The sequence below is a fragment of the Flammeovirga yaeyamensis genome, from assembly GCF_018736045.1.
GTDB lineage: Bacteria > Bacteroidota > Bacteroidia > Cytophagales > Flammeovirgaceae > Flammeovirga > Flammeovirga yaeyamensis.
This window is the reverse complement of record NZ_CP076132.1, coordinates 4,523,522-4,546,141: the sequence shown is the minus strand read 5'-3', so window position 1 is coordinate 4,546,141 and position 22,620 is coordinate 4,523,522. Positions and strand designations below refer to the sequence as shown.

Here is a 22,620-nt window from a genome sequence, read left to right as displayed (position 1 = left end):
TATTAAAAAATGAACTAAGGTTTAACAATGGTGAGTAATGCTAAACGAGACTGAACAAATAAAAATTGGATAGTTTTAAAAATATAGACATAAAGAGTGTATTAAAGAAAACATTAGCCATGCTGGTATCATTCTATTTGATGTTCCTAGCTTTTGGGGTAATGAAATATTCTTTTACACTAATGGGGAGTGAAATAGCTGAGGATTTAGTGAAAGTTCCTCATAATCCCTTTATATATTTCTTCATAGGATTATTGGGAGCAGCAGTTTTTCAAAGCAGTTCAGCGGTAACAACTATTGTTGTTGGGGCCGTTGCTTCTGGACATATGTCATTGGACGATGCAGTATTTATTGTAATGGGGGCAAATATCGGGACAACTGTTACAAGTACAATCGTTGCCCTAAGTTATATAGATGATAAATCGGTATTTATGCGTGCCCTTTCTGGAGCAGCTTTGCACGATTTCTTTAATATTAGTGTTGCATTAATATTTTTACCATTAGAAATTTTTACGGGATTTTTGTCTAATCTATCACAAAAGCTTGCGGGTATATTATTTGATCAACCTACTGATTTGGCAGTAAAGAACTTTAATGGTTTTGGGTTTGGATTAGATGGAGTTGTTAAATACTTATTTTCAAATCTTACAGACTACCCTTGGTTAATCTTTTTTATTGCGATTGTATTAATTGTAGGTTCATTAAAGTTGATCGGAGGGGTAACTAAGCAAGCCTTGATGGAAAATAATAGTATTTCGACAAACTCTTTAATCTTTAAAAGTGATGGGGGAAGTTTATTGTCAGGTACCTTGATAACTTCTATAGTACAATCAAGTTCAATAACATCTTCTTTGATTGTTCCATTAACTGCTTCAAAGAAAATATCATTAGAAAAAGGATATATGTTTATAATGGGAGCCAATGTCGGTACCACAATCACAGCTTTATTCGCTTCTATCACAACAGGGACAGAGTATGGGATTGAAATTGCCTTAACCCATGTACTTTTTAATGTATTGGGTGTATTAATATTTTTATTAATCCCTGGAGTGAAAAAATTCCCTATTTGGTATGCAAAGAAATTAGGCTTTTTAGCGGCAAAAGATAGAATATTTGGATTCCTATATTTGTTTACACTGTTCTTTGTATTGCCATTCTTCTTAGTGTGGTTCAGTATTTAAAAAAACAAATTACAATTCTTGATAAAAAAGAAAGAGGATAGCTTTTATAAATTGAGCTATCCTCTTTTTTTAATTCCAAATCTCAGCTTCCCCCTTGTCATAAGTGTACTTCGAAGGTTTGTCTTTCATGGAATTTGATTTTCCTTTTATAGTAGGGTTATGAACATTCTTAAAGTGGGGAGCAAATCGTTGTCGTTGTATTTGCTTACCTGTATTTTTACCTCTTCCTTTACCGTAATACATCTTAGTAAGAGAAAGTTGTTGTTTTACTTTTACATAATTAGGTTTAAAGTTTGCTGCTTGTCTAGCAATCTTTCGATTTCTCGATCTGTCCACAACAACATAACCTCTATATTGAGCGGCATCTCTACCTACTCTTCGTCCAGGTTTCTTTTCTACAACCACATATCCTCCTTTGTAAGTAGCGGCGTCTCTACCTACTTTTCTACCTGGTTGCTTTTCCACAACTACATAAGCACCTTCGTGGTTAGCGGCATCTCTACCTACTTTTCTACCAGGCTTCTTTTCGACTCTTATGTAGTATCCTTTACTCTCTGAAAAATCTTTTTGAATCTGTTTTCCTTTGTTTTTAGGAACTCGAATTTCCTGAGGGTTATTTTTATGTTTATTTACTGCCTTATATTTATTGGTTGGATCAACATTCACATAAGGCTCAAATTTTTTCATATCCTTGGAAACTTGTTTTCTCGCATCATTCGAGAATTTTAATTCCGGTTCTACCTTATTTGCGTTTTTTACACCTTTCCTTGTTTTTTGTTCATCCAAATGTTGATTTGAAGAATTACTCTCCCTATTTCTATTGGTTGGTTGAGAAGGAGCTGCCATTTCTTTTTCATAAAACTTAGCCTTCTTCTCATTACTCTTTCTTTCATCCTTAAAATCTTTATTTACTGATTTATTATGTTTTTTGGATGAATTCGTATGATAATCCCTTTTGCCACTCATTTTGTAGGTGCTTTTTGATTCCTCTTGAGAAGCAGCCGTTTTTCTTTTAGACTTACTATTACTTTTTTTATCCTTATTAGTAATTGCTTGTCTTTGTTTATTCGGATTTCCTTTTTGTTCGTAAGGGTTACTATTGCTTATTTTCGTTCTCGTTTTTTTAGATCGAGACTTCTTATTTTTTATTTCTTTATTGTGCTGTTTTGAGTTTTTAGTATGATCTTTTCTTTTTTGAGCATAAGATCCCGTAGTAGCTAAAACTAAAAATAGCCCGAAAAATAAAAGAATCTTGTATAGTGTTATGTCAGATGATCTATTAGCCATGTGTGTATTCCAAACATTCTAAAAATCGAAATCACAACCATTATGACAAGTAACCATCGTATAAAAATGTTTACTTTATCAGACTTCGATGCTATTTTACCTGCAAACCATGTGCCTAGAACTTGGCCTACAGCTAATAATAGTGCTGCTAGCCAAACAACTTGTCCCTTAATAACAAAAACTATAAAAACAGGAAGAGTATAAGCAGCAATAATTAGCATTTTTATAGCATTGGCTCTAATGAGAGTCATTTTACCTAAATTAGATACACTAACAAGTATCATTATACCGATTCCTGCCTGAACAAAACCTCCGTAAAAGCCTATACAAAAGAATATGATATTGTCTCTCCAAAATGTGTATTGAGGTTTTTGGGTTGCAGTTACTTTTAAATTGACTCCCTTTTTATTTTCATTTAATATGGGGTAAAGCATTAGTAGCATCAATGTACCAATAATGTATTGAAGAACTTTTTCGTCAATATCAGAAACAGTTAATGCTCCAACGATAGCACCCAATAAGGAGGGGATAACATACTTCATCGAAGAAGGTATGTCTAATAGGTTACTTTTTTTAAAAGTATAGGTTCCTGTTACATTTTGGAATAATATCCCTAATCGGTTTGTACCATTTGCTAAGCCAACAGGCATTCCTAGGAACATTAATAAAGATAAGGTGAATAAGGATCCACCTCCTGCTAATGTGTTAACAATACCTGCTATAATTCCGGTTGTAATGTAGGCGATGAGTAATAATGGGTCTAAAGAATGATAATCCATGGAAAGTTTTTAGGATAAATCTTTATTTAAGAAATATTTAGTGAGTAAGCCTACTAAAAGTTAACTATATTTGTGGCTGAAATTCAAATAAATTAGCCAAAAATGTTATTAGTTTCATATATATCAGAAAATAAACTAGAAGTAATCCAAGGATTACAGAAAAGATATATCGAAAATGCAGAAGAAGTAGTAGAAGAAGTACTATCTCTAGATGCGGAAAGACGTCAAACTCAAAAAGACAGAGATGACGCCTTGGCTGAAGCAAACAAATCTGCTAAAGAAATCGGTATGTTGATGAAAAACGGTCAGAAAGAAGAAGCCGAAAAAGCAAAAGCATCAGCATCCGAAAACAAGCAGAAAGCAAAAGAACTAAGTACAAAGGTTTCTGAATTAGAAGAAAGTCTTCAAAATAAATTATACCACATTCCTAACATTCCACATCCTTCTGTTCCTTTAGGAAAATCTGATGAAGAAAATGAGGTAATGTATGAAAAGGGAGAAAAGCCTACTTTAGCGGAAGGAGCAAAACCTCACTGGGACCTGATCGAGCAATATGATATCATTGACTTCGAATTGGGCAATAAAGTAACAGGTGCTGGTTTCCCATTCTACAAAGGAAAAGGAGCTCGTATGCAAAGAGCTTTAATTAGCTTTTTCTTAGACGAAGCAGTTTCTGCAGGTTACCTTGAGGTACAACCTCCAATCGTAATCAACGAAGCTTCGGGTTATGGTACAGGTCAATTACCAGATAAAGAAGGTCAGATGTACTATATGCAAGCAGATAATTTATACATGATTCCTACTGCTGAAGTACCAATTACCAACATGTATAGAGGTAGCTTACTTCAAGAAAATGAATTGCCAAAGAAAATGGCAGGGCATACACCATGTTTCCGTCGTGAAGCGGGTTCTTGGGGGGCACACGTGAGAGGTCTAAATAGATTGCATCAATTTGATAAGGTAGAGATTGTTGAGATCCAAAAGCCAGAAGATTCAGCTGCTGCTCAGGAAAGAATGGTAAAACACGTAGAATCTCTTTTAGAAAAACTAGGTTTACCATACAGAAGGTTATTATTATGTAGTGGTGATTTAGGTATTAACGCTAATCTTTGCTTCGACTTAGAAGTTTACTCTGCTGCTCAGGAAAGATGGTTGGAAGTTTCATCAATTAGTAACTTTGGAAACTACCAAGCAAACCGTCTTAAATTGAGATATAGAGACAATAATAAGAAAACTCAATTGTTGCATACTTTAAACGGTTCAGCCCTTGCTTTACCAAGAGTTTTAGCTGCAATTTTAGAAAATAATCAGACTGAAAAAGGAATTTTAGTACCTGAAGTACTGCAAAAATATACTGGTTTTGATTTAATTGACTGATATATAGTAATATTTATCGTTGTTAACTTACCAAGTACTTGTATTTTAATTTTAAATATAATATTTTTGCATTCCGTTTGGGAGAGGTTTGTGAAAACTGATTTCAGACTTAATCTTAGAATTTTAAATATAGATATATAATGGCAAATCATAAGTCAGCTAAAAAGAGAATTCGTTCGAATGAGGCGAAGCGCTTGAGAAATAGATATCAACTTAAAACAACTCGTACTTTTGTGAAACGTTTACGTGACACTAAAGACCACGCTGAAGCGGTTGAGTTGTACAGCAAAGTTGCTTCTATGATTGACAAGTTAGCTAAGCGTAACATCATTCATAACAAGAACGCAGCTAATAAAAAATCTAAATTGGCTAAGCACGTTAACAAACTTGCTGCTTAATTTAGAATCACAACGTTTACGTTGAAAAACATTCAAGCCAAGATTATGATTTAATCTTGGCTTTTTTCATTTTTGTACTATCAATCTAATTTCATCATCAAGGAATTGACACCTTGATTGTTGACTTAACAACTCATTTTTTAATATACTATGAACTTCAAGCATATTGTACTTGCTCTTCAGTTTGTATTGCTTTCAATCGTTATTAATGCTCAAACTGTAGATTTTTTGAAAGCCGATACAACGGATACAAATAAAACATATCCGCGATATATGTTCGCTCAAACTAAGTTTCACTTTGGAGGACATTTCTCTACAGGGGTGGATGGTTTAGAAGAAATAGAAAATAATTACTTCAGTGCCATGGAACTTAGAGTTGGTTGGAAAGGCTATGGAAGAAAGAGATGGCAAAAGTTAATGGGATACCCGAGTTATGGTTTTGGTTTATACCAAGCTACCTTCTTCCCAGAAGCTAATATTCTAGGTAGCCCTTCTGCAGTTTATGGTTTCTTCAATGCCCCTTTTAAAAGATATAACAAGTGGAGCCTAAACTATGATTTAGGGGTTGGTTTGGCTTATGATTTCTTTGGATACGATCCTAAAGAAAATCCAGAACAAACGGCAATTGGTAGTGATTTTAATGTCTATTTTACTGTTTCTGTAGAAGGGGAGTTTAAATTATCAAGAAGATTAGACCTTACAACTGGCTTCTTATTTACTCACTTTTCAAACGGAAGAACAAGAACACCTAATAAAGGTGTAAACTTATATGGTCTAAATGCTGGTTTGAAGTATAACTTTAATGCTTACATTCCAAAGCAAGGAGGACAGCGTTTAGCTAAAACTCAAGATCCTAGACCTAAATATATTGATTACAACCTACCAGAATTTAAGCCGTATTGGGAATATTATATGTTTGCTGCAGGTGGTTGGAGTACATCGCCTTATGATATTGAAGATAGAGAATTATACTATGGTGTTGCTACCTTAGCATTTGATGTAGCTAGACACTATTCACATAAAGGTAAATTTGGTATTGGTGTAGATGTTTTCAGAGATGGTTCTTTGGTCGAAGAGTATCAAAACAAACCAGAATATTCGAATGGAGTTCCAGAAAGTAGATTGTGGTACCCTGGTATTCATGTCTCTCACGAATTATTAATTCATAGGTTTACTTTAGTAACACAAGTTGGTGTACCGCTAATTCATGTTGAAGGCCGTGGAGGCTGGTATGGTAGAGTAGGTGGTCGTTACGATATCACAAGAAAGGTATTCGCACACTTGGCTTTAAAAACACCTGGCGGCTTTATTGCTGACTTTGTAGAGTGGGGTGTAGGGTTTAGAATGTATGGTAAGAAGAAAGTTTAGAATAGGTTTTTCCATGTTCCTTTCCACCAATTGTATTTAAATGTACTGGAAAGGGATTTCCAAAAATACTTATTGATATTTACGCTAAACGACGGTTGCATATAGCAATTGATCGTGCAAGAATCACATTCAGGTAATCGTCCTTCTTTAGGAATGATTGCCTGAATTTTTTTTGAGTTATAAAGGGTGTGTAAGTTATTTTCAATAGGAAAATGATCTTGACCTAAATGATAGCAAGGTAATATCAATTCGTTCTTGGGAGATATAACTATACTGCTACTTGCTGCTTTACATACAGGCTGATGTATATTATTTCCTCCATCTAATCTTAAATCGATCAAAGCATCATTTAGAAAAATCCATTTTTTCTTTCCCCATTGTTTTAATTCAGATAATTGATCGGTGGATAATTGACTGCCAATCGAATCATATTCAAAAATGGGGTTGAGGATTAGGATTAATTCATTCGGCTTGGAGATTTTTTGATAAACATCCGATATTTCATTTAAATTATCAGGCATGACCGTAAATAGAATATCGGGACGTTCCCCTAATGATCGAGCAATATCAATAGATTCAATTACTTTGTCGTAGCAGGCTACTCCTCGTCCTGTATCATGTTTTTCTTTATCGAAACTATCCAAGCTAAAGTGAAGCATGTCTATCAACCCTTTTAATTGCTCTGCTCTTTTAGGATAAAGTAAGGCATTGGTAGTAACTGTGGTGATGAATCCATAATCTTTAGCCAATGCTAGTAATTCATGGAGTTGTTGATGAAGAAGTGGTTCGCCTCCAGTAAAGTCAATTACTTTTACCCCTAATTTTTTTAAATCTTCAAAATTGGCTTTTGCGTCTTCAAGGGTAATGTAAGGAGATGGCTTTTCCCAAATATCACAAAAATGACATTTTGCATTGCACCTGTAGGTGACGTAATAGTTGCAGAGTACAGGGTGGGAGATGAGACGCATTGTTTAAGTAATAAGTAGTAAGTAATAGGTAATAGGTAATAGGGGAAGGAATGCTCGCTATTATTTTTATTACTTGATGTATTTATAGTTAGGTAAAAGCTATAATTGCTTTTTAAGAAAAAGGTAGTAGATAATAGAGATGGTTTTGAGAACTCTTATTACCTACTACCTATTAGTTATTACCTAATTATATTTCTTTCGCAGGCATACCAAATACAGTAGTATTAGGTTTAACCTCCATCATAACAAGTGAGCCAGGTCCTACTTGAGCACCTTCACCAATGATTACATTAGGAGCGATAATAGCACCAGAACCAATATGTGCACCTTTACCAATTTGAGCACCGGCACCAATAATAGCTCCAGAGCCTACTGTTACTAATTCATCCAATTGAGCATCGTGTTCTAATACGGAATTGGAATGAACGATACAGTGGTCGGCCATTTTTACGTCAGATCCAATTCTAGCTCCAGCGTTGATGAAGTTGCCGTATCCAATAAATGCAGATTCAGCGATGCTAGAATCTTTATGGATCGCATTTACAGGCATCACCTTACGGCGTTCCTTTACTACTTTGATAATACTCTGACGAGTGTCTAACTCTTCTATAGCAACAAAAGCATCGCACTTTTTACCAATATGTTTCAAGAAATCGTTGGTAGGAGCACCCATTACGGTAACATCCCCTATTTCCGCACCATGAAGTTCTTCATTGCCATCAAGGAAACAATACACCATTATTCCTTGGCTTTTAAAGATATCAAGAGCAGCTTTACCTAAACCGCTTGCACCAATGATGATTACTGGATTTAATTCCATAATTTATTCTGAAGATATATTCTAATCGAACCTGATTAATATATAAACTTAATCATGTTCTTATTTAAAAGAAAAGGATAGTACAAGTAAATTACGAGTACTATCCATGAAAATATATTTTGATCAAGAATTAGTATGCCTTAGCGAAAAGCACACGTTGAGTAGAAGGATTGCCAGTGTAAATACACTTGCCCTCTTCTTGCTCGTTATTTAAAGGAATACAACGAATTGTTGCCTTTGTTAATTCTTTGATTTTTTCTTCTGTTTCTGTTGTTCCATCCCAGTGAGCAGATATAAATCCACCTTTGTTTTCTAAAAGGTCTTTGAACTCATCAAAAGTATCTGCTTTAGTGATGTGTGTATCTCTATAATCAAGTGCTTTTTTGAAGATGTTTTCTTGGATATCCTCCAATAATTGTTGAACTGTTTCAACAATACCATCTAGCTGATACGTATTTTTCTCTTTAGTATCACGACGAGCAATTTCTACAGTACCATTTTCTAAGTCACGCTGACCCATTGCGATACGAACGGGAACACCTTTTAATTCCCAATCAGCAAATTTGAAACCTGGACGAAGAGAATCTCTATCGTCGAATTTCACAGATACTCCTAATTTCTGAAGTTCTTTTTGGATTGGTTTGATTTTTTCAGCAATAGCTTCCAATTGATCTTCACCCTTATAAATCGGTACAATAACCACTTGGATAGGAGCTAATTTTGGAGGAAGTACTAAACCTTCGTCATCTGAGTGTGCCATGATTAAAGCACCCATTAAACGAGTAGAAACACCCCAAGAAGTACCCCAAACATGCTCTAGTTTATTGTCCTTATCTGAGAATTTTACATCAAATGCTTTGGCGAAGTTTTGACCCAAGAAGTGAGAAGTACCTGCTTGTAATGCTTTACCATCTTGCATCATTGCCTCAATACAGAAAGTATCTACCGCACCCGCAAAACGTTCATTAGCAGTTTTTACACCTTTTACCACTGGAACACCCATAAAGTTTTCTGCAAAATCAGCATATACCTCCAACATTTGTTTTGTTTCAGCAATTGCTTCTCTTTCAGTAGCGTGAGCCGTGTGACCTTCTTGCCATAAGAATTCAGAAGTTCTTAGGAATAAACGAGTACGCATTTCCCAACGCATTACGTTTGCCCATTGGTTGACTAATAAAGGAAGATCTCTATATGATTGGATCCAGTTTTTATAAGTACTCCAAATAACAGTCTCCGATGTAGGACGTACGATTAATTCTTCGTCTAGTTTAGCTTCAGGGTCAACAACAACTCCAGATCCATCTTCAGCATTTTTTAAACGGTAGTGAGTCACTACTGCACATTCTTTGGCGAAACCATCTACGTGATCAGCCTCTTTGCTTAGGTAAGATTTCGGGATAAGTAAAGGGAAATAAGCATTAGAGTGTCCTGTATCTTTGAACATCTTGTCTAATGTTTGTTGCATTTTTTCCCAGATAGCGTAACCATAAGGTTTGATAACCATACAGCCTCTTACTGCTGAGTTTTCAGCTAAATCTGCCTTTTTTACTAACTCGTTGTACCACGCCGAGTGATCATCGCCTCTCTTCGGTAAGCCTTTTGCCATGATATATTTATTATCTGTAAATTGTTATAACCTCTTTTAACTCTCTTGTAGAGATAAAGTTAGGGAATGTTAGCTTAAAATTGTTATATTTGTAATGAAGCTAAACAGAAACCTAATCATGCTTCGACAAGAGGTTTGCAAATATAATAATTTTTTAACCTCATATTGATTAAAAACCGATGTAACTACGTTTATTATGAATAAATGGATATGCACCGCTCTCAGTACACTATTCATCGTCGCTTCTGCACAAGCTCAAGAGTTTGATGATATGTACTTCACTAAAGCGGATAGAGAGGTATTAAGTGCAAAGCCTGCAGCTGTTCCAGTTGATATGGGGATGCATAGTTTTCCAGCTACACCGGAAAGACAAAACCCACAAAGTAGATTTTCTAATCCAGACGGTGCAGGTTCTGGATATGGATATAATTATTATGTAACAGAAGAAGGAGTAATTCCTTCATCAATACCTACAGAAGGAAATGCTTACATGGAAGCTACTCAAGGAATGAGTATCGCCGAACAAGCAGGAAAAACATCTAAAAAAGGTGGATTTTTCTCAAATCCTTCTATTAATATAGGCATGAGTGCAGGTACATTTGGTACTGGTACAAGTGTTGGTATAGGATTCGGAAATAATTCAGCTTTTCAACTTGGTTTAGGAATTGGCATGGGCATGGGTATGGGAATGTACCCTGGTTATGGCATGGGTTATCCAGGTATGGGCTGGGGTATGGGTTACCCTGGTTATGGAATGGGTTATCCAGGCATGGGTTGGGGTATGGGATACCCTGGCTACGGTAGGGGTTACCCAGGTATGGGCTGGTACGATCCAATGATGGCTGGCCGCTACCCTGGCATGGGTTGGGGTTATCCAGGTATGGGTTGGGGTTATAGACCAATCCATGTTACTCAGTCTCCTGAACAAAGAGCATATGCTAACAGTGTTAGAAATAGAGGTTTAGCACAATCGAATAAAGGTTTAAAGTATCCATCAAGATACAGAACACCTTCGACGGCTTCTTCTGGTGCTAGATCAGCAGGAACGCCAAGTAAATCACAAAGATACAATAACACAAGAAGTTCAAATCCGTTTAATAACAATTCTTACGGAAGACCTTCTTATAATTCTGGAGGATCATCTTTCAGAGCTTCACCTTCTTCTGGTGCAGGAAGAAGTTCTGGTTCTGCGGGTAGATCAGTCAGAAGAAGATAATTTCACTTATATATGAGCAAAAGGATGTTTCTACCCGAAGCATCCTTTTTTTAAATTCAATAACTAAAAACAACTATCTCCTATCATTTTTTCTAAATAATTATCACAAATACTTATGATAAATAATCTAACAGGGAGAAAATTATTCATCTTAACGATATTTTTTTTAGTATCGATGGGTACTAATGGACAAACTTATCTTGCCACTGGGTTTTATAAAGATGTGGTGAATTTTTCGCAGCAAAATCCAATGGGTACAGCCAGGGTTAGAGGACTTGGAGGTGCTGGAGTATCGCTTGGTGGTGACTTTTCGCATGGTGTATTAAACCCAGCAGGTTTGGGTTTTATAAGAAAATCAGAATATCATTTTTCAGCTGGTATGGGCTTTACAGGTTCTTCAGCTAGTGGGGTGGGTACATCAGGTACCGGTAATGCGTCAAAATTTTTCTTACCAGAATTTGGTATCGTTTGGGATCACGCAAGTGTTTCTGATAACGGTAAGGGTGCAGGTTGGAGAGGAGGAGCCTTTTCAATATCATTTAACCGATTGGCTGATTATAACCAACATATTTCTTACACAGAAGATGGTACGAATCGTACATCAATGTTGAACTATTTGGAAGAAGCAGCATTTGGAGTAGAAAAGTTTAGACTTGACGAAGCTAAAAGCTTTTATAATCAAGGTTATCCTTTTATTGCTTTAGATGAAATGGCTTATTATCTAGATCTAATCAAACCAATTTATGGTGATGATGACGAAAGCTATAATTATTACTATATCTTGGATAGAGATAAAAATGGTTTTACAAACACGCCTGTATCATCAAGAACTCAAGTAGAAGAAACTCGAGGTGGTCAATACGAAACCAGTTTTGCCTATGGAGCAAATTATGACGATAAGTTCTATATAGGAGCAAAGGTAGGTATTCAGTATACCAACTATCACAAAACATCTTCTTATGTAGAGTTAAGAGATAGTCAGTTAACATATCTTGGTTTGAATGAGGACTTTAGAACCAATGGTTGGGGTATTAATCTCCAAACCGGTGTGATATGGCGACCAATTGATGCATTACGTATAGGGGCAACAATTACATCTCCTACATGGCATACAATGGAAGACACTTACACAGCAACTATGACGAGAGATTATAATAATTACATTTGGAATGATGCTAAATATCAAGATGCTCATTTTGCAGGTGATGATCCTTCTTTCGTTTACAACCCAGAAGGAAAACCATTGTATAATCCCAATGCATCTGATGTTGATGCCAAATACAATGGTAGAAGATCAGCTCGACATGAAGAAATAAGAACCACTTATAATATGAATACTCCTTGGAGAGCATCTGGCGGTTTTTCTACTTTCTTTGGGAAAAAAGGTTTCCTAACGGTTGATGTAGAATATGTTGGTTATACTGCAATGAAGATCAATAAAATGAAAACCTATTATGGGCCATATAGTGACGGTTTCCCTGATAATACAGAAGGTGATAATGAAATCCTAAATGAGGAGTATAGAAACACAGTCAATATTAGGTTGGGTGGAGAGTTTAGAGTAAATAAAAACTTTAACCTAAGAGCAGGATATGCTTTCTATCAAGATCCACAAAAAGAAGAATACAACCTTGGAGTAGATAAAAGTAAAATGTTGTACTCTGGTGGTTTAGGTTATAGAAATAAAGCATTCTATATAGATATGGCAGTAATATATTCTCAATGGAAAGGTTTACATAGCCCATATCAATTAGATGCCAACTTTGTTGATGAAAACGGCAATACAGTTTTGATTTATCCTATTACAGATATTACCAATTCTCGTACTGAGGTGATTTTTAGTATAGGAAAACGCTTTTAATTACTATGTATAAAATTATCAATGATCCTATTTATGGTTTTGTATCCATTGGGTCAGATCTCATCTTAGAGCTTGTCAATCATCCCATTTTTTTAAGATTGACTAGAATAAAGCAAATGGGTTGTTCGAGTGTGGTATATCCTGGAGCACAGCATACTCGTTTTAGTCATGCTTTGGGCGCCATGCATTTGATGAAATCTGCCATAGAATCATTGGCAAGAAAAGGGACATCAATTTCTGCGGAGGAAAAAGAAGCAGCAATGATTGCTATCTTACTTCATGATGTTGGGCATGGTCCTTTTTCACATGCATTAGAAAAAATCTTATTAAATGTTCATCACGAAGAGCTTTCTCTTTATTTAATGCATCAATTAAATAAGGAGATGGATGGTCAGTTAGATATGGCAATTCAAATGTTCACGGGTGAGTATCCTCGACATTTTTTTCATCAGATGGTATCTAGTCAGTTGGATATGGACCGACTAGATTATTTACAAAGAGATTGTTTCTTTTCTGGTGTGATCGAGGGAAGTGTGGGTGCAAATAGAATCATCAAAATGCTTGATGTTCATGATGATGAGATTGTTATTTTGGAAAAAGGAATTTACAGCATCGATCGTTTCTTAAATGCTAGAAGAATGATGTATTGGCAAGTTTATTTACATCGAACAGGCCTAGCTGCAGAGTTGATGCTTCAGAATATAATAAAAAGAGCAAAATATTTAATAGAACAAGGTAAGGAATTGATGTGTGATCCTGACTTGGGCTTTTTTTTAAAAAACTCTATTTCTAAAAAGAATTTTGAAAGTGATCCTAAAATTTTAGAACACTATTTACAATTAGATGATTACAATATTTGGAATGTTATCAAATCTTGGCAAACATCTGGAGATAGGGTTTTAGAAGTTTTGGTAAAAGGGATCTTACAAAGGAAATTATTTGATTGTGAACTTTCACATGAAGAATTTGATCAAAATAAGATTGATACAGTAAAAAAATCACTGTTGGATAAAAATTTTTCTGAAGAAGAAATTGGCTATTTATGTTTACATGGAAAGGTAAGTAATGCTGCTTATACTTCTGATAAACAGAATATTAAGGTGAAAATGAAAAGTGGCGATATATTAGATATTTCAAATGCATCTGACTTATCAAACATAGAGGCATTAACTAAAATTGTCACAAAATATTATCTATGCCAACCCAAAGTTGTATCTTAGCATGATTTTTTGTTCGTTGGTCGAATAAAGATCAAAAATTTAATATATTCTGATAAAGAAATAAGAGGCAATACCGCATTATGAAATTAGAAATTACTGTACAGCAGATTGCAATGCTACTTCAGGGTGAAGTAGTTGGAGGGGATGCAAATGCAAAAGTTTCTACAATTGCTAAAATTCAAGAAGGTGATGAAGGAGCCATCTCGTTTTTAGCCAATATGAAATACGAAGAATTTATTTATTCAACTAAAGTGAGTGCGGTTATTGTAAGTAAATCTTTTGTTCCAAAACAGGAAGTGCCATGTGCAATGATTGTAGTGGAAGATGCTTATGCAGGATTTACTGATTTATTAACAGAGTACCAAAGAATGTTGAGTTTAGCAAAGGTAGGTATTGAACAACCTGCTTTTATAGACGAATCTGTTGAAATGGATAAAGCGACAGCTTATGTTGGGGCTTTTACTTATATATCTAAAGGTGTGAAAATTGGTAAAAATGCTAAGATTCACCCACAAGTATTTATTGGAGAAGGTGTAGAGATTGGCGATAACTGCGTCTTATATGCAGGGGTAAAAGTTTGCCATGGTTCTAAATTGGGTAACAACTGTACCCTACAAGCCGGAGCAGTAATTGGTTCTGATGGCTTTGGTTTCGCACCTCAAAAAGATGGTACTTATAAAACTATTCCTCAAATTGGTAATGTTATTTTAGAAGATAATGTTGATGTTGGAGCGAATACAGTGGTAGATAGAGCTACAATGGGATCTACAGTTTTGAAAAAGGGAGTGAAACTAGATAACCTTATTCAAATTGCTCACAATGTAGTAATTGGTTCAAATACTGTGATTGCTTCACAAACAGGTGTTTCTGGATCAAGTGAGATTGGAGAAAACTGTATGGTAGGTGGTCAAGTAGGTGTATCTGGCCATATTAAAGTTGCAGATCGTACAATGATTGCAGCACAATCAGGATTAGCTCAAGGTGTGGAGCAAGCTGGAACAAGAATTATGGGTTCTCCTGCAATACCATCTATAGAGCACTTAAAATCTTTTGCAGTGTATAGGAAGCTACCTGAGTTGCAAAGAATTGTAAGAGATCTTGAAAAAAAAGTATTAAGTTTGTAGTCTGGTAACTTTTACCGACTTAATTAGAATAGAATAAACCAAGTAGTTCAGCAATTTTAAGTTGCTAAACCTATTGAATGATGTATACAAAACAGCATACAATTAAAGAGCCAGTGACCGTAGAAGGTGTTGGTATTCATACAGGAGCCATTAGTAAAATGGTATTTTTACCTGCGGAAGAAAATCACGGTTACAAATTTCAAAGAGTTGACATCGAAGGTCAGCCAACAGTGGATTGTGATGTAGACAATGTAGTAGATGTTTCTCGCGGAACTACAATTGAACAAGATGGAGCAAGAGTAAATACTGTTGAGCACGTTTTAGCAGCTCTAGTTGGATTACAAATTGATAATGTTTTGATCCAAATTGATGGTCCAGAACCACCAATTATGGAAGGAAGTTCTATTAAATTTGTAGAAGCTTTAATGGAAGTAGGCTTAGAAGAGCAACAAAGCTTGCGTAACTTCTTTGAAGTTCCAGAAGGAGTATTCTATAAGGAAGATGATAGAAAAGTAGAAATTGCTGCATTACCATTAAACGATTACCGTTTAACTGTAATGGTAGATTATAACTCTCCAGTACTTGGGTCTCAGCATGCTGCTTTAAATAATATAGAAGATTTTGCTGCAGAAATTGCATCATCAAGAACTTTCTGTTTCTTACATGAAGTAGAGGCATTAAGAAAAGCCAACCTTATTAAAGGTGGTAACTTTAATAATGCCATTGTTGTTGTTGATCAAGTAGTAAATCAAGAAACTTTAGACGATTTAGCTGAGTTGTTTGAATTGCCATCAGTAGAAGTTGCTGAAGAAGGTATTTTGAATAACGTAGAGTTACGTCACCCTAATGAACCTGCACGTCATAAATTGTTAGACATGGTAGGTGATTTAGCATTAGTAGGTAGACCAATTAAAGGTCAAATTTTAGCGGCTCGTCCAGGTCACGCTGCCAACGTAGCTTTCGCTAGAAAATTAAAGAGTTTGATGTTGAAATCAGCTCGTAAAAATGTACCTACTTACGATCCTCTTCAAGCTCCAATATATGATATTAATCAAATTGAGGAGTTACTACCACACAGGTATCCATTTAGATTAGTTGATAAGATTACAGAGATTACTGATAAGTATGTTATTGGTGTGAAAAATGTAACGATCAACGAGGAATTCTTTATGGGACATTTCCCAAGCAACCCAGTTATGCCGGGTGTACTTCAAATTGAAGCAATGGGACAAACAGGAGGAATTCTAGTATTGAACTCTGTGGATAATCCTGCAAATTACTGGACTTACTTTGTTGGTGTAGAAGAGTGTAAGTTCAGAAGAATGGTAGTTCCAGGAGATACATTGGTTATCAAATGTGAATTATTGATGCCTATTCGTAGAGGTATCGCAAAGATGAAAGGTCAAGCTTATGTGGGTGATAAACTGGTTACAGAAGCAATTATGACAGCATCTTTAGTAAAAAAAGATAATAACGCTTAAAAATATTAAAGGATGAGTAGATTGATTTACAATCTACCCATCCTTCCTTCAATTTATTTGATGGAGTCACTGATCTAGATATAAACGATGTCGAAAAATCCTTACGCTGAGAAATATCCGATGACCAATATCCATCCTGATGCAAAAATTGCAGAAGGGGTGATCGTAGAACCTTTTGCCACTATCCAAGGGGATGTAGAAATTGGTGAAGGAACATGGATTGGTCCTAATGCGGTAATTATGGACGGAGCACGTATCGGAAAAAATGTAAAAGTTTTTCCAGGTGCATGTATTTCTGGTATTCCTCAGGACTTGAAATTTAAAGGAGAACAAACACTTACCTATATTGGCGATAACACGGTTTTAAGAGAATGTGTGACTGTGAGTAGAGGTACTACAGATAAAATGAAAACAGTTGTAGGTAGCAATTGTATGTTGATGGCTTACGTTCATATCGCTCATGATGTAATCATGGGAGATAATTGTATTTTATCTAACTCTACACAGATCGCAGGCCACGTCGAGATTGCTGATCATGTAATCATTGCTGGAACTGCAGCTGTTCATCAATTTGTGAAAATAGGGGCCCATGCATTTATTGCTGGTGGTTCTTTAGTAAGAAAAGATGTTCCTCCATTTGTAAAAGCAGCAAGAGAGCCGCTAAGCTATTGTGGTATTAACTCGGTAGGTCTTAGAAGAAGAGGGTATGAGAGTGAATCTTTACAAGAAATTCATGAAATGTACCGCTTAATCTACACAAGAGGATTTACTATTGCAGAAGCAACTAGAACAATGGAAGAGGAGTTTGTTTCTTCGGAAGAAAGAGATTCAATTCTAGAGTTCCTTAAAAACTCTGAGAGAGGCATCATCAAAGGATACTAACATTTATATGTTTATATTGAAACCATCTTTTCTATTAAAGGAAAGATGGTTTTGTTTTTTATAAGATGAAAATAGAATTATCAAGTTTAGGAAAACGATTTGCAAGAGAATGGATATTTAGAGATATCAATTATTCTTTTGTTCAAGACAAAATTTACGCTATCACTGGAGGGAATGGTAGTGGTAAGTCTACTTTTCTAAGGATTTTGGCAGGGATTAATGATCCCTCAAAAGGTCAAATCAATTATTATGACCAAAAAGGGAAAAAGATTGCAGTAGATGATATTTGGAAAGTACTTTCAATTGCAGGTCCTTACACAGAATTAATAGAAGAATTTACTTTAGAAGAGCATCTTGATTTTCATTTTTCCTTAAAGAAAGGAACAAAAACGAAAAAAGAAATTATTGATATTCTGGGATTTGAAAAGTCGAAATATAAGCAAGTACAGGACTTTTCATCGGGGATGAAACAGAAGTTAAAACTAGCACTAGCCTTCTTTACAGAGGGTGAAATTTTACTTTTAGATGAGCCTACGTCCAATTTAGACGCCAATAATATCAAATGGTATCAAAATTGGTTAGAGAAAGTAAAACAGAATAAACTATTGATTATCTGCAGTAATCAAAAGTATGAATATGAGATATGTAATGAAATAATTTCTATAGAAAGTTATAAATTCTGATATGATTTAGTATATTTGCTATCAGTCGGTCTCCTTATTTCAATTGTCTCTATTACATTCTAAAACTTAAAAAAAAATTGTAATGAAAAACATTTGGAAAAACGCACTATTGGTAATTTCACTAATTGGTTTAATGGTATCAGTATCTAGCTGTGGTGGCAATGATGATCCTGATCCGGCTCCAACTTCAACTACTTATACTTCTGCAAGTATTACGTATCCTGAAGGTGAAACTGCTCCGTCAGTAACTATTACTATGGTGTTACATTCTGACAAAGTAACTTTATCTGGTATTGGAGAAACTACTTTAATGCCAGCATTAACAGATGGTGATCACACTTATGAAACTTTCAATTCTCTTTGGACTGAAGGTAGTGTAAGTAGCTCTACTTCTGCTGCAACAATTACTTTAATCAAAACAGATGACACTTCGTCTGCAAGACCAAAAGGTACAGAAAGAAACTATACTTACGTCTTCAACAAGCAATAATAAGTTTTGACTGTAAGGAATGACCTTATTGAAATAAGACCCTATTACTTTAAGTGATGGGGTTTTTTTTATGCCTTTTTTTTGAGGATATATACATTAACTTTGCAACTCATTATAATCACATATTAACTACATATATGAAATTCTTTAAAATCGACCTAGGTATTGCCATTTTGATCGCGATGATTTTAGGGGCAGCTTTGGGGTACGTTTTCGGTGAAGACGTATCTGTCATAGCACCAATAGGTCAGATCTTTATAAAACTACTATCCATGCTAGTGATTCCATTGGTGTTTTTTTCAATTATTATGGGAGCACAAGCATTGGGACAATCTAAAAATGCAGGTAAAATTGGTACTTTAACATTTGTCTATTTTGGGGTTACCTCATTTATAGCAGTGTTCTTTGGTATATTATTTCCAATGATATTCGAGCCAGGAGCTGGATTGGATATCTCTAATCTAGCGCAAGGTATTACAGATGCCTCTTTAAAAGATAGAGGAGATGTTGCTGGCTTTTGGGATACATTACTTGGAGCCATTCCAGCCAACCCTTTCTTTTCCCTTAGTAAAGGTGAGGTTTTACCTATTATTGTTTTTGCTTTATTCTTTGGTGTAGGAGTTGGTAAGCTACCTAATGAAAAAAGAGATTTAGTGACTAAATTTATAGAAGGAGTGAATGATGTTCTTACTTGGATGATCATCAAAGTAATGTGGATTGCTCCTTTTGGTGTATTGGCTTTAATGGCTGATGCTGTAGGAACCTTTGGTTTCGATGTCTTGTCAAGTATTGGACAGTTATTTATACTTTACATGCTTGCTTTGCTGATTGTGACTTTCCCTGTTTTTGGGTTATTGGTACAATGGTTAAGTAAAGTATCAGCAATTAAGTTCTTCAAAGAGATGATGACGCCACAAGTATTTGCGGTATCGTCTGCCTCCTCTTTGGCTACATTGCCATTAAATTACAAGGCATGTGAAAATATGGGAGTAAAGAAATCTATTTCTTCATTTGTACTTCCATTAGGTGCAACGGTGAATATGGCAGGAAATGCTGTTTTTAATCCTATGGTTGCCATATTTTTTGCACAGTTATATGGTATGGAATTAGGCTTTAGTGAATACATAGCCATTGCTATCGTTTCTGTTTTAGGAGCAGTAGGTACAGCTGGAGTACCAGGCCCAACATTACTTTCTGTTGCGGTTTTAATGGCTGTAAATATTCCTGTTGAAGCTCTTCCTTTAATTTTTGGTGTAGACAGAATATTTGACATGTTCAGAACGGCTGTAAATATCACAGGGGATGCATCTTGTGCTGTAATTATGGAAAATTTAGATTCATCTACAGATGACATCAAAGAAGTAAATACAAAAGCAGCATAAATAAGTAGTATTACAACATAAGTTTAGTTTATCAATTGCATATTTAAAGCCTAATAAATTGATGAACATTTATGGTAAGGGTGTCGATAAATTATTTCGACACCCTTATTTTATTAAATACTATTTAATAGATGATACTTTTTGATCTATATCCCGAATTCTTTATAAGATAATTCGATTTAGTTTGAAACAATTTACATTAGAACTACTAAATTGAGGGATCAACTAATAATCTACTTGTCAATTATATGTCGAAATCTACATCCCCAAACAAAGAAGGTGAGAAAAAGCCAATGACGTTATCCACTAAAATCCTCATTGGTTTATTTATTGGAATAGCAACAGGTTTATTTTTTGGAGAATATTGTAAGCATTTAGCAATTGTTGGAGATGCCTTCATCGGGTTGCTTCAAATGACGGTATTACCGTATATTGTTTTCTCTCTCATCGTTAATATTGGTAGATTATCGTTAGATGATGGTAGAAAGCTTATTATACAAGGAATTCGTTTCCTCTCAATTTTGTTGGCTATTGGTTTAACGGTAGTCATGATTTTACCTTTAGCCTTTCCAGAATGGAAGTCAGCGAACTTCTTTAGCTCAAGTTTTGTAGCACCAGCCCCAGAATTGGATTTTTTAGAATTATACATTCCTGCTAATCCTTTTTTCTCTTTATCATCAAGTAAAGTTCCTGCAGTAGTACTATTCAGTATTCTAGTAGGTATTGGAGTGATGCAGATCAAAGGAAAAGACAAGGATATGTTATTACATAGTTTAGATGCTTTCAATAAAGCACTAAACCAAGTAAATAAATTAGTAGTAAAGCTTACTCCGGCAGGTGTTTTTGCCATAGCAGCAAGTACTGCGGGTACCATGACATTGGATGAACTCGGTAAAATGCAAGCCTATTTGCTTACCTATATTGTTGCTGTAGTAATCATGTGTTTTTGGGTGTTACCAATGCTAATTTCTGCTTGTACACCATTTAAGTATAAGGATATTTTCAAGTACACCAAGGCTACATTAATTACCATTTTTGCGACAGGTAAAATCATTGTTGTTTTACCTCAGCTTATCGAAGACATCAAAGAGCTTTTTGAGGAATACGATTTAAATTCTGAAGAGAATAACGCAGGTATAGATATTTTAATGCCATTAGCATACCCATTCCCGAACTTGGGTACTTTATGTATTTTCGTCTTCGTTCCATTTGCTTCATGGTTCATAGGAAGTGGTATATCCTTAAAAGATTACCCTATGTTTATGGGAGCAACTCTATTAAGTAGTTTTGTAGCCCCTGTAACCGGTATTCCTTTTATGCTAGATCTACTCAAGATACCTAAAGATATGTTCCAATTATTTGTGGTATCTACGGTATTCACAGATAGAGTTAGAGTAGTATTAGGCGCAATGCATTTAATTACACTCACTATTTTAACACTATCTTCAACTTATGGATTTTTTAAAGTAAAAAAGAGAAAAATAGTTTTTGGACTTACCACTACTGTAGGTTTATTTTTTGTGACTTTAATACCACTTCGTATTTTCTTAGGGTATTCTTTAAAAGATGCTTATCAGAACGATAAAGTGATCTCCAATATGCAACTTATTCATAAGTTGGTACCTTTTACAGTAATAGAAAAGTCGACACCTAATCCAGATCCGCTTTTAGAAAATGAAAGTGTTTTGGATAGAGTGAAAAGAAGAGGGAAAATCAGAGTTGGTTTTTATGAAGACGAAATCCCATTCAGTTATTTTAATGAAGAAGGAGAGTTAGTTGGTTTCGGTATTGATATGGCTCACGAGTTAGGATCTGCTTTGGAAGTTGAACTAGAATTTGTACCAATAACTGTTGGACATATGCCAGTGGAGCTTAAAAACGATCATTTTGATATCGTTATGTCAGATATATTTATGTCCACACAATACTCTGCAGAGTTATCGTTTTCTAATCCATATCTTGATGTTACCATGGCGTTGGTAGTTAAAGATCAGGATGATCATTTCAAACAGTTTGAAACAACAGCGGCATTAGATTCCTTCAGAATCGGTTATTTCGAAAGAAAAGATGTAGCCGATAAGTTTATCAAATACTTCCCTAATGCGACAGGGGTGAGGTTAGATTCCGTCAATCAGTTCTTTTATGATATTGAGGATAGTATTCCTGCTTTAGATGGATTACTGACAAGTGCTGAAAGAGGTGCAGCTTTAACATTACTTCATCCAGAATATCAAATAGCTAATCCTTTACCTTATAAAATAACATTGCCATTAGCTTATCCAATAGGAAATAATGATGAGGCCATGACAAGCTTTGTTTCTAACTGGATTGAGGTAAATAAAAGAGACGGTACTATCGATCGTTTCTATGATTATTGGATCTTAGGTGATGATCAGTTAAGAAGGAAAGAACATTGGAGTGTGATCAAAGACGTACTTCATTGGGTGGATTAATTCATCAAACTAAATATAAAGATTGTGCTTCACTTAAAAGTACA

General features: G+C 35.2%; 19 protein-coding genes. 14 read left to right on the top strand and 5 right to left on the bottom strand.

All coding sequences use genetic code 11. The features are described 5' to 3' along the window. Positions 1–65 precede the first annotated feature (65 nt). On the top strand, positions 66–1,181 hold the full coding sequence (locus KMW28_RS17965) for a Na/Pi symporter (RefSeq protein WP_169662991.1): 1,116 nt from the start codon (positions 66–68) through the stop codon (positions 1,179–1,181). A 69-nt stretch (positions 1,182–1,250) separates the two neighbouring features. Here the strand turns inward: KMW28_RS17965 and KMW28_RS17960 are convergent, their stop codons facing one another. Together KMW28_RS17960 and KMW28_RS17955 are read right to left on the bottom strand one after the other, a co-directional pair. Then, positions 1,251–2,468, bottom strand: coding sequence for a hypothetical protein (locus KMW28_RS17960; protein WP_169662990.1), 1,218 nt, complete (start codon positions 2,466–2,468; stop codon positions 1,251–1,253). Continuing rightward, positions 2,444–3,247, bottom strand: a complete 804-nt coding sequence (locus KMW28_RS17955; protein WP_169662989.1) for a sulfite exporter TauE/SafE family protein — start codon at positions 3,245–3,247, stop codon at positions 2,444–2,446. The genes KMW28_RS17960 and KMW28_RS17955 overlap by 25 nt, the downstream gene beginning before the upstream one ends. Positions 3,248–3,349: 102 nt before the next feature. Between KMW28_RS17955 and serS the strand changes: the two genes are divergently transcribed. The 3 genes from serS to KMW28_RS17940 all read left to right on the top strand — a co-directional run bounded on the left by serS (position 3,350) and on the right by KMW28_RS17940 (position 6,390). Then, the gene (gene serS / locus KMW28_RS17950; protein WP_169662988.1) at positions 3,350–4,624 is read left to right on the top strand and encodes a serine--tRNA ligase; all 1,275 of its coding nucleotides are present in this window, start codon (positions 3,350–3,352) and stop codon (positions 4,622–4,624) included. Between the two features lie 140 nt (positions 4,625–4,764). Beyond that, positions 4,765–5,022, top strand: coding sequence for a 30S ribosomal protein S20 (gene rpsT, locus KMW28_RS17945; RefSeq protein ID WP_066212218.1), 258 nt, complete (start codon positions 4,765–4,767; stop codon positions 5,020–5,022). 150 nt (positions 5,023–5,172) lie between these two features. Beyond that, positions 5,173–6,390: an acyloxyacyl hydrolase gene (locus tag KMW28_RS17940; protein ID WP_169662987.1), complete on the top strand. Its 1,218-nt coding sequence runs from the start codon at positions 5,173–5,175 to the stop codon at positions 6,388–6,390. On the opposite strand, the gene KMW28_RS17935 is transcribed toward KMW28_RS17940, so the two are convergent. The 3 genes from KMW28_RS17935 to proS form a co-directional block, all read right to left on the bottom strand. After that, positions 6,387–7,358 (bottom strand): radical SAM protein, encoded by a 972-nt coding sequence (locus KMW28_RS17935; protein ID WP_169662986.1) that lies wholly within the window; start codon positions 7,356–7,358, stop codon positions 6,387–6,389. The genes KMW28_RS17940 and KMW28_RS17935 overlap by 4 nt on opposite strands. 187 nt (positions 7,359–7,545) lie before the next feature. Next, on the bottom strand, positions 7,546–8,178 hold the full coding sequence (locus tag KMW28_RS17930; protein WP_169662985.1) for a NeuD/PglB/VioB family sugar acetyltransferase: 633 nt from the start codon (positions 8,176–8,178) through the stop codon (positions 7,546–7,548). Positions 8,179–8,308: 130 nt separating this feature from the next. Beyond that, positions 8,309–9,784, bottom strand: a complete 1,476-nt coding sequence (gene proS / locus KMW28_RS17925) for a proline--tRNA ligase (protein WP_066212225.1) — start codon at positions 9,782–9,784, stop codon at positions 8,309–8,311. A gap of 196 nt (positions 9,785–9,980) precedes the next feature. Between proS and KMW28_RS17920 the strand changes: the two genes are divergently transcribed. From KMW28_RS17920 to KMW28_RS17875, 10 genes are all read left to right on the top strand, one after another. Next, entirely contained in the window at positions 9,981–11,000 is a 1,020-nt protein-coding gene (locus tag KMW28_RS17920; RefSeq protein ID WP_169662553.1) for a hypothetical protein, read from the top strand. A gap of 115 nt (positions 11,001–11,115) precedes the next feature. Continuing rightward, entirely contained in the window at positions 11,116–12,861 is a 1,746-nt protein-coding gene (locus tag KMW28_RS17915; protein WP_084005963.1) for an OmpP1/FadL family transporter, read from the top strand. Between the two features lie 5 nt (positions 12,862–12,866). Beyond that, the gene (locus tag KMW28_RS17910; protein ID WP_169662984.1) at positions 12,867–14,081 is read left to right on the top strand and encodes an HD domain-containing protein; all 1,215 of its coding nucleotides are present in this window, start codon (positions 12,867–12,869) and stop codon (positions 14,079–14,081) included. A gap of 80 nt (positions 14,082–14,161) precedes the next feature. Beyond that, positions 14,162–15,205 carry a UDP-3-O-(3-hydroxymyristoyl)glucosamine N-acyltransferase gene (lpxD, locus tag KMW28_RS17905; RefSeq protein WP_066212233.1) on the top strand — a complete coding sequence of 348 codons (1,044 nt, stop codon included), beginning with the start codon at positions 14,162–14,164 and terminating at the stop codon, positions 15,203–15,205. Positions 15,206–15,285: 80 nt separating this feature from the next. Further along, on the top strand, positions 15,286–16,686 hold the full coding sequence (locus tag KMW28_RS17900) for a bifunctional UDP-3-O-[3-hydroxymyristoyl] N-acetylglucosamine deacetylase/3-hydroxyacyl-ACP dehydratase (RefSeq protein WP_066212234.1): 1,401 nt from the start codon (positions 15,286–15,288) through the stop codon (positions 16,684–16,686). A gap of 87 nt (positions 16,687–16,773) precedes the next feature. Continuing rightward, complete coding sequence (lpxA, locus tag KMW28_RS17895; protein WP_066212235.1) at positions 16,774–17,568, top strand: acyl-ACP--UDP-N-acetylglucosamine O-acyltransferase; 795 nt, start codon at positions 16,774–16,776, stop codon at positions 17,566–17,568. 65 nt (positions 17,569–17,633) lie between these two features. Further along, positions 17,634–18,251 carry an ABC transporter ATP-binding protein gene (locus KMW28_RS17890; protein ID WP_169662983.1) on the top strand — a complete coding sequence of 206 codons (618 nt, stop codon included), beginning with the start codon at positions 17,634–17,636 and terminating at the stop codon, positions 18,249–18,251. A gap of 82 nt (positions 18,252–18,333) precedes the next feature. Next, positions 18,334–18,741 (top strand): hypothetical protein, encoded by a 408-nt coding sequence (locus KMW28_RS17885; RefSeq protein WP_169662982.1) that lies wholly within the window; start codon positions 18,334–18,336, stop codon positions 18,739–18,741. Positions 18,742–18,878: 137 nt separating this feature from the next. Next, complete coding sequence (locus KMW28_RS17880; protein WP_169662981.1) at positions 18,879–20,123, top strand: dicarboxylate/amino acid:cation symporter; 1,245 nt, start codon at positions 18,879–18,881, stop codon at positions 20,121–20,123. A 248-nt stretch (positions 20,124–20,371) separates the two neighbouring features. Next, positions 20,372–22,576, top strand: a complete 2,205-nt coding sequence (locus tag KMW28_RS17875; protein ID WP_169662980.1) for a cation:dicarboxylate symporter family transporter — start codon at positions 20,372–20,374, stop codon at positions 22,574–22,576. The last annotated feature ends 44 nt before the right edge of the window (positions 22,577–22,620 follow it).

Excerpts from the sequence above, each read along its gene's own strand:
- KMW28_RS17960 (WP_169662990.1), bottom strand. The coding sequence starts at position 2,468 with ATGGCTAATAGATCATCTGACATAACACTATACAAGATTCTTTTATTT.
- KMW28_RS17955 (WP_169662989.1), bottom strand. The coding sequence starts at position 3,247 with ATGGATTATCATTCTTTAGACCCATTATTACTCATCGCCTACATTACA.
- serS (WP_169662988.1), top strand. The coding sequence starts at position 3,350 with ATGTTATTAGTTTCATATATATCAGAAAATAAACTAGAAGTAATCCAA.
- rpsT (WP_066212218.1), top strand. The coding sequence starts at position 4,765 with ATGGCAAATCATAAGTCAGCTAAAAAGAGAATTCGTTCGAATGAGGCG.
- KMW28_RS17940 (WP_169662987.1), top strand. The coding sequence starts at position 5,173 with ATGAACTTCAAGCATATTGTACTTGCTCTTCAGTTTGTATTGCTTTCA.
- KMW28_RS17935 (WP_169662986.1), bottom strand. The coding sequence starts at position 7,358 with ATGCGTCTCATCTCCCACCCTGTACTCTGCAACTATTACGTCACCTAC.
- KMW28_RS17930 (WP_169662985.1), bottom strand. The coding sequence starts at position 8,178 with ATGGAATTAAATCCAGTAATCATCATTGGTGCAAGCGGTTTAGGTAAA.
- proS (WP_066212225.1), bottom strand. The coding sequence starts at position 9,784 with ATGGCAAAAGGCTTACCGAAGAGAGGCGATGATCACTCGGCGTGGTAC.
- KMW28_RS17920 (WP_169662553.1), top strand. The coding sequence starts at position 9,981 with ATGAATAAATGGATATGCACCGCTCTCAGTACACTATTCATCGTCGCT.
- KMW28_RS17915 (WP_084005963.1), top strand. The coding sequence starts at position 11,116 with ATGATAAATAATCTAACAGGGAGAAAATTATTCATCTTAACGATATTT.
- KMW28_RS17910 (WP_169662984.1), top strand. The coding sequence starts at position 12,867 with ATGTATAAAATTATCAATGATCCTATTTATGGTTTTGTATCCATTGGG.
- lpxD (WP_066212233.1), top strand. The coding sequence starts at position 14,162 with ATGAAATTAGAAATTACTGTACAGCAGATTGCAATGCTACTTCAGGGT.
- KMW28_RS17900 (WP_066212234.1), top strand. The coding sequence starts at position 15,286 with ATGTATACAAAACAGCATACAATTAAAGAGCCAGTGACCGTAGAAGGT.
- lpxA (WP_066212235.1), top strand. The coding sequence starts at position 16,774 with ATGTCGAAAAATCCTTACGCTGAGAAATATCCGATGACCAATATCCAT.
- KMW28_RS17890 (WP_169662983.1), top strand. The coding sequence starts at position 17,634 with ATGAAAATAGAATTATCAAGTTTAGGAAAACGATTTGCAAGAGAATGG.
- KMW28_RS17885 (WP_169662982.1), top strand. The coding sequence starts at position 18,334 with ATGAAAAACATTTGGAAAAACGCACTATTGGTAATTTCACTAATTGGT.
- KMW28_RS17880 (WP_169662981.1), top strand. The coding sequence starts at position 18,879 with ATGAAATTCTTTAAAATCGACCTAGGTATTGCCATTTTGATCGCGATG.
- KMW28_RS17875 (WP_169662980.1), top strand. The coding sequence starts at position 20,372 with ATGTCGAAATCTACATCCCCAAACAAAGAAGGTGAGAAAAAGCCAATG.